We start from the raw sequence: 5,417 nt of genomic DNA, 5'->3' as shown, positions 1-5,417 counted from the left end.
AAGCTGATTAATCTAAATAATCCTTATAATGTAAAGGATAGAACGGAGTTCTTAGGGGTGCGAAACTTGAGCAATAAACAAGTAACACTGATTTTCAGTTTTATGCAACACCAGTGATACATTATAAATAAAGAGTCAGGAGAGGAGAAGGACTAAATGTACCAAATGATTATTACTATTGTAGATCGAGGAAAAGCAGAAGATGTCATAGATGCTGCCAAATTGGCTGGTTCAAAAGGTGGAACAATTATCAATGCAAGAGGGGCAGGTATTCACGAAACCAATAAAATTTTCAATATGGAGATTGAGCCAGAAAAAGAAATGGTTTATATTCTGTCTAATTCTGATTCCACTGAATCAATTGTATCATCTATAAGAGAAGAAGTTGAAATTGATAAACCTGGTAAGGGAGTTATCTTTGTTCAAAACATCAATGAAGTATATGGTATGTTTGAATAGTTAGTGATTTATAATGAGCATGGCTATAGAATAACTTAATTATAAAAAAGTCACTGTATTAAAATTTAAGAAAGGATGACTGTATTGAATATTGCTAACTCCAAACTAAAGGAAGTATTTTTTGCTGTTTTGCCAATTATATGCTTAGTGTTTTTATTAAATCTCACCATCGTTCCAATGGATCTATCTATATGACTCGATTCGTTATTGGTGCTTTATTCGTCATAGTGGGTTTAACTATTTTTCTTCTAGGAGTTGATCTTGGTATTACTCCATTAGGAAATTATACAGGGAAGTCAGTAGCTAAGACGAATAAGTTGTGGATTGTACTGATAGCAGGCGCTATCCTTGGTTTCTTTATATCTATTGCAGAACCGGGATTACTGGTGCTTGCCAATCAAGTTGAAAGTGTTACATCTGGCCAAATAGCTTCAACAAGTATTTTAATTGTGGTCTCTTTAGGGATAGCTCTTATGCTAGCATTAGGGTTCCTTAGAATATTTTATAATATACCATTGTTTAAAATGCTTATGGCGTTGTACTTAACTATTTTCCTTTTAGCTATACTTGCGTCTCGTGAATTTCTGGCTATTGCGTTTGATGCTTCTGGATCTACAACAGGAATACTAGCGGTTCCCTTTATACTGTCTCTCTCAGTAGGTATTTCTAAATTGAAAAAAGGATACGAAAGCTTCAGAAAAAGACAGTTTTGGTTTGATTGCTATAGCATCGACAGGAGCGATTATATCCGTTATGATTCTCGATATAGTATCTAACTCAGAACCGTTATCAGCTACGATTGAAACGGAAGTGATGGAAACACAAACCATCCTTCAGCCTTTTATAGAAATGACGCCAACATATATATTAGAAAGCTTTATAGCCATTCTTCCATTATTAATAATCTTGCTGATTCTCCAGAAACTAGTTTTTAAATTGAGTAAAAAAGAGTTTCGTAAATTACTCACAGGGTTTATCTATTCCTTTATCGGATTATTTATCTTTTTAGTAGGGGTCAATACTGGATTCATGGATGTGGGTACTGCTATTGGGAATGATCTAGCATTACTTGATAACAAAGTTTATATACTGATCATCGGGTTTGTTTTAGGTGTGGCTACTATTTTAGCTGAACCGGCTGTTCATGTCCTGACTCAACAAATTGAAGATGTTACGAGTGGTTATGTCAAACGGCCTGCTGTATTAGTTTCTTTGTCAGCTGGTGTAGGAGGAGCCGTTTTACTGTCGGTCATTCGCATATTAGTCCCTTCTGTACAATTGTGGCATTACTTATTACCAGGTTATTTAATAAGCTTAGGACTAATGTTTTTTGCACCAAAACTCTTTGTGGGAATCGCATTTGATGCCGGTGGAGTGGCAACAGGTCCAATGACTGCAACATTTATCCTGGCATTTATTCAAGGAGCAGCGGGTGCATTTGAAGGTGCTGATGTCATTATTGACGGATTCGGAATGATTGCCATGGTAGCGATGATGCCCATAATTACTTTACAGATGTTAGGTTTGATTTTCTCAATTAGATCAAAGAGGAAAGGAGATGTAGAAACAAATGAGTAGTCTAGAAGATGTGAAAGTCTATGATTTAATTTACGTCATAGTGAATCAGGGCATAGGTTCAAAGGTTCTACGTCAAGCTAAGAAATATGGTGTTTCAGGTGGAACGATTATTTTAGGGAAAGGCACAATCATTAATCCTTTTTTAAACTTTTTATCCTTGTATGATGAAAAAAAAGAAGTAGTCTTAATGGTTGCCAATCGTGAAGTTGCAGAAAATACTTTAGATAAATTAAACAAGCAATTTAAATTCTATAAACCCCATCATGGTATTGCGTTTACTACGAGTACAGTTGAAGTTATAGGCTCTCGGTCAAGTATCTTCAAGGAAGACAAAAGCCAAGTGGTTGATCATCCGCTCTATCAAATTATTGTGACGATTGTCGATAGAGGAAAGGCAGACGATGTTGTAGAGGCTGCAAAGAGTGCAGGCTCAAGAGGAGGTACCATCATTAATGCAAGAGGTTCTGGTGTGAATGAAACAACTAAAGTTTTTGATATGGAAATAGACCCTGAAAAAGAGATGGTAATCATTTTAGCTAAAAATGATGCCACAGAATCTATCATGTCATCCATCAGAGAAAAGCTTGAAATAAATAAACCGGGTAATGGGATTATATACACCCAAGATGCGATGAATGTATACGGTGTTTACTAGTTGATTTCCATGGTAATAAGGAAGCTATTTATACTGTGCGAGTGTTCTGATATAGTTATCAATTTAGGAGGTAATAGCAATATGAATTCTAATAATCACTCAAATAAATTTATATCTGTGGTTATGGTAAGTTAGGAAAAAGCATTGCCGCTGAATTAAAAATCCATGATCAGGAATATGTTTTTGTTGAAAAACACGAAAAGAAATGCAAGCAATTAAAAAGTCTGAATGAACCTCATGTTTGTGGTAATGCTAAAAATGTTGACACGTTGATGAAAGCCGGTATAAAAAAATCTCAAGGGAGTGTTATTACCTTTTCAGATAATAGTGAAGTACTTTATACCGTTTTTTCGGTAAAAGAATTAGATTCTTCCTTAGATATTGTATGTGGGGCATCAGGAAAAGAAGCATATAGAAACTAAAGAAAGCTGGAGTAAAAAAAGTTCTAATAATGGACAGATTAATCTCGGACCGGATATTAGCACATTTAGAGAACCCATCTCTATCTCATTCTTTGAATCTACTTACTAAAAACGACCAGGAACAACTACTTGTTGAAGAGTTTATCATTGATGATCGGTCTGAATTTATTAATAAGGACTTTGAAAGTATACAGAAATTAGTGACCTCTAAGGCAATCATTCTAGGAATGCTTCGAGCTGGCACTGATGAATATATTTCTAATCCAAAAGCTGATACCAAAGTATGTAAAGGGGATACTTTATATATCATGGGATATTTAAATGAACTTGAAGAAGTAAAAGAGTTATTAGCCAGTGAAAGATAAGTTCTTAGAACAAGAAAAGAGTTTATACTGCAAAACATCTAGAGAATTTTTCTCACTGTAGAAGAGGTCATTACACACTAACAGTGTAATTAAACCTATATTGGGATGAACTGATAAAACTTAGCAAGTACTACTTCTGCTTTTATTAGATTGTAAGTACTATCATCTCAACGCATGTTGAAAGCGTAACAAGGCTTACTCGAGTAAAGCACATAATATGATATTTAGTTAGTATAAGACCCTCTAGGTGAAGTTTAAATGCCTAGAGGGTTCATTTGACTGTTGGATTAATGAAATAGACCTAGGTAAGTATAAGTTTGTTAAAAAACTTTTTCATCTAATGTCGGCAACCATTTCCTAATGCTCTTTTCACACCATCGCCCGCACGTACTCCTGTTTCCATATAGATTAAGTCCTTGCTACCAAATCATTTTTTATGTCGAAACACTCGGTTTTTTATGCTATTCTGATGTCGTTAATGAACTAGTATTTATATTGATGAAAGTTGGAAAAAAAATGGTTCAATTAAGAAAGATTACCCACGATAATTTTGATGCAGTAATGGAGTTAAGCATGACAGATGAGCAGAAGGGAAATGTGGATTCCAGCATATATTGTTTGGCTAAAGCCTACGTAAAGATACTTAACGATGAAAAACCGCCTATGATTTTCGCTATATGCAACAATGATGAAGTCATAGGATATGTCGATATTGGATTTTACGAACTGTCCGAAGATTCATTTTTAAGTAAAAAATATGGAGATAAATATACTTATGGACTTAATCGCTTTATGATTGATAAAAAGCATCAAGGCAAAGGGTTTGGCAAACAAGCAATGATGAAAGTTATTGAATACATAGAGACGTTTCCACAAGGACAAGCTGATGCAGTGGCTACATCCTATTGGCTGGTGAACGAAGCCGTCCGGAAGCTGTTTGCGTCTGTCGGTTTCGTTGAAACAGGAGCAATATGGGACGGACAAACAGGCGATAATTGGAATGTAGAAAGAAAAGATATAGAGTATGCAGAAGTAGGGGCCAGACTTGGATTATAAAGGCAAGTTTAATCAAACTGAAAGGACATATATGTATGCGATATTTAACAAAAGAATGGTATGAATTATCTCAGATGACAGATTTTCTTTTTGATGTGAGAGTACATAAAGGGGCTGGCGTTTTTAACGAAGGGCTCTATCAAAGACTTTATAAAATAAAAGAGAAAGAATTTGTAGATATGCAGCAGGAAATATATGACACTGACCCTCGTTTTATGTTAGAAGAAGACGAAACTGCTATGGTCCCTCTAGATATGTTTATAAATGAAGAGATTATAAGTGAAGAGGATCAGCTGGTCTATTCTATGTCGCCCGAAGAAAAAGACCATATACAAAAACTTATAGAGGAATATGATAGTCGTCCGCCGTTTGATAAATATGATTGCAAAAAAACATTTGCAAACATTCATGAAACGCGTATAAGAGAGATAATGGATAAACTACCACATGAACTGTACCAGCAAATTGCTGATGTCCGAGTTTTCTCCCTAGGTTATTGCAGCAAAGCAGTCAAAAATCAGTTAAAAGCTTTAAGTTCAGATAACGAAAAAATGATGAATAACATTTTAAATGAGTATGATAAAGTACAGCAGGAAGAGAATATTCCTCAGATAATAGAAGAACGATTCAGCTTTCATGATTGCGAAGTAACAGATTTAAAGGTTGAGAAAAAAGATCTTGTCATCCACTTGAATACAGACGGAGGCTTTACCAATTTTAACGTAATTCCGAAAGAAGTCTCCCACTTCTAAGCGTATGGGTGCGAAGCACCAGTGAAAGTGGGAGATGAATTTCGGTCAAGCGATAGCTTGAAGTGGTTAATCTGTCCTTTTTGTTGTATACTATATTCAGTGGTAACCAATAGAAAGGAAGTGATATCAA

General features: G+C 35.1%; 8 protein-coding genes. All 8 read left to right on the top strand.

Annotated elements, in window-relative coordinates:
* Positions 1-156 precede the first annotated feature (156 nt).
* The 8 genes from ABFX15_RS10075 to ABFX15_RS10040 all read left to right on the top strand — a co-directional run bounded on the left by ABFX15_RS10075 (position 157) and on the right by ABFX15_RS10040 (position 5,287).
* A complete protein-coding gene (locus ABFX15_RS10075) occupies positions 157-459 on the top strand; it encodes a P-II family nitrogen regulator (protein ID WP_346025289.1) in 303 nt (100 codons plus the stop codon).
* Positions 460-650: 191 nt separating this feature from the next.
* Complete coding sequence (locus ABFX15_RS10070) at positions 651-1,235, top strand: DUF1538 domain-containing protein (RefSeq protein ID WP_346025288.1); 585 nt, start codon at positions 651-653, stop codon at positions 1,233-1,235.
* Positions 1,213-2,037, top strand: coding sequence for a DUF1538 domain-containing protein (locus ABFX15_RS10065; RefSeq protein WP_346025287.1), 825 nt, complete (start codon positions 1,213-1,215; stop codon positions 2,035-2,037). The genes ABFX15_RS10070 and ABFX15_RS10065 overlap by 23 nt, the downstream gene beginning before the upstream one ends.
* Positions 2,030-2,692 (top strand): P-II family nitrogen regulator, encoded by a 663-nt coding sequence (locus tag ABFX15_RS10060; protein ID WP_346025286.1) that lies wholly within the window; start codon positions 2,030-2,032, stop codon positions 2,690-2,692. Before ABFX15_RS10065 ends, ABFX15_RS10060 begins: the two co-directional genes overlap by 8 nt.
* 107 nt (positions 2,693-2,799) lie before the next feature.
* Positions 2,800-3,114, top strand: coding sequence for an NAD-binding protein (locus ABFX15_RS10055; protein WP_346025290.1), 315 nt, complete (start codon positions 2,800-2,802; stop codon positions 3,112-3,114).
* Between the two features lie 29 nt (positions 3,115-3,143).
* Positions 3,144-3,479, top strand: coding sequence for a potassium channel family protein (locus tag ABFX15_RS10050; protein WP_346025285.1), 336 nt, complete (start codon positions 3,144-3,146; stop codon positions 3,477-3,479).
* Between the two features lie 498 nt (positions 3,480-3,977).
* Positions 3,978-4,535, top strand: a complete 558-nt coding sequence (locus ABFX15_RS10045; protein ID WP_346025284.1) for a GNAT family N-acetyltransferase — start codon at positions 3,978-3,980, stop codon at positions 4,533-4,535.
* Positions 4,536-4,570: 35 nt separating this feature from the next.
* The gene (locus ABFX15_RS10040; RefSeq protein ID WP_346025283.1) at positions 4,571-5,287 is read left to right on the top strand and encodes a DUF4085 family protein; all 717 of its coding nucleotides are present in this window, start codon (positions 4,571-4,573) and stop codon (positions 5,285-5,287) included.
* Positions 5,288-5,417 lie beyond the last annotated feature (130 nt).

Origin of the sequence: Alkalibacterium indicireducens, from assembly GCF_039522005.1 — a bacterium.
GTDB classification, from domain to species: domain Bacteria; phylum Bacillota; class Bacilli; order Lactobacillales; family Carnobacteriaceae_A; genus Alkalibacterium; species Alkalibacterium indicireducens.
This window is presented reverse-complemented; position numbering and strand designations above follow the sequence as displayed.

Coding starts and splice junctions, on each gene's coding strand:
- ABFX15_RS10060 (WP_346025286.1), top strand. CDS start 2,030: ATGAGTAGTCTAGAAGATGTGAAAGTCTATGATTTAATTTACGTCATA.
- ABFX15_RS10065 (WP_346025287.1), top strand. CDS start 1,213: ATGATTCTCGATATAGTATCTAACTCAGAACCGTTATCAGCTACGATT.
- ABFX15_RS10045 (WP_346025284.1), top strand. CDS start 3,978: ATGAAAGTTGGAAAAAAAATGGTTCAATTAAGAAAGATTACCCACGAT.
- ABFX15_RS10050 (WP_346025285.1), top strand. CDS start 3,144: ATGGACAGATTAATCTCGGACCGGATATTAGCACATTTAGAGAACCCA.
- ABFX15_RS10040 (WP_346025283.1), top strand. CDS start 4,571: ATGCGATATTTAACAAAAGAATGGTATGAATTATCTCAGATGACAGAT.
- ABFX15_RS10075 (WP_346025289.1), top strand. CDS start 157: ATGTACCAAATGATTATTACTATTGTAGATCGAGGAAAAGCAGAAGAT.
- ABFX15_RS10070 (WP_346025288.1), top strand. CDS start 651: ATGACTCGATTCGTTATTGGTGCTTTATTCGTCATAGTGGGTTTAACT.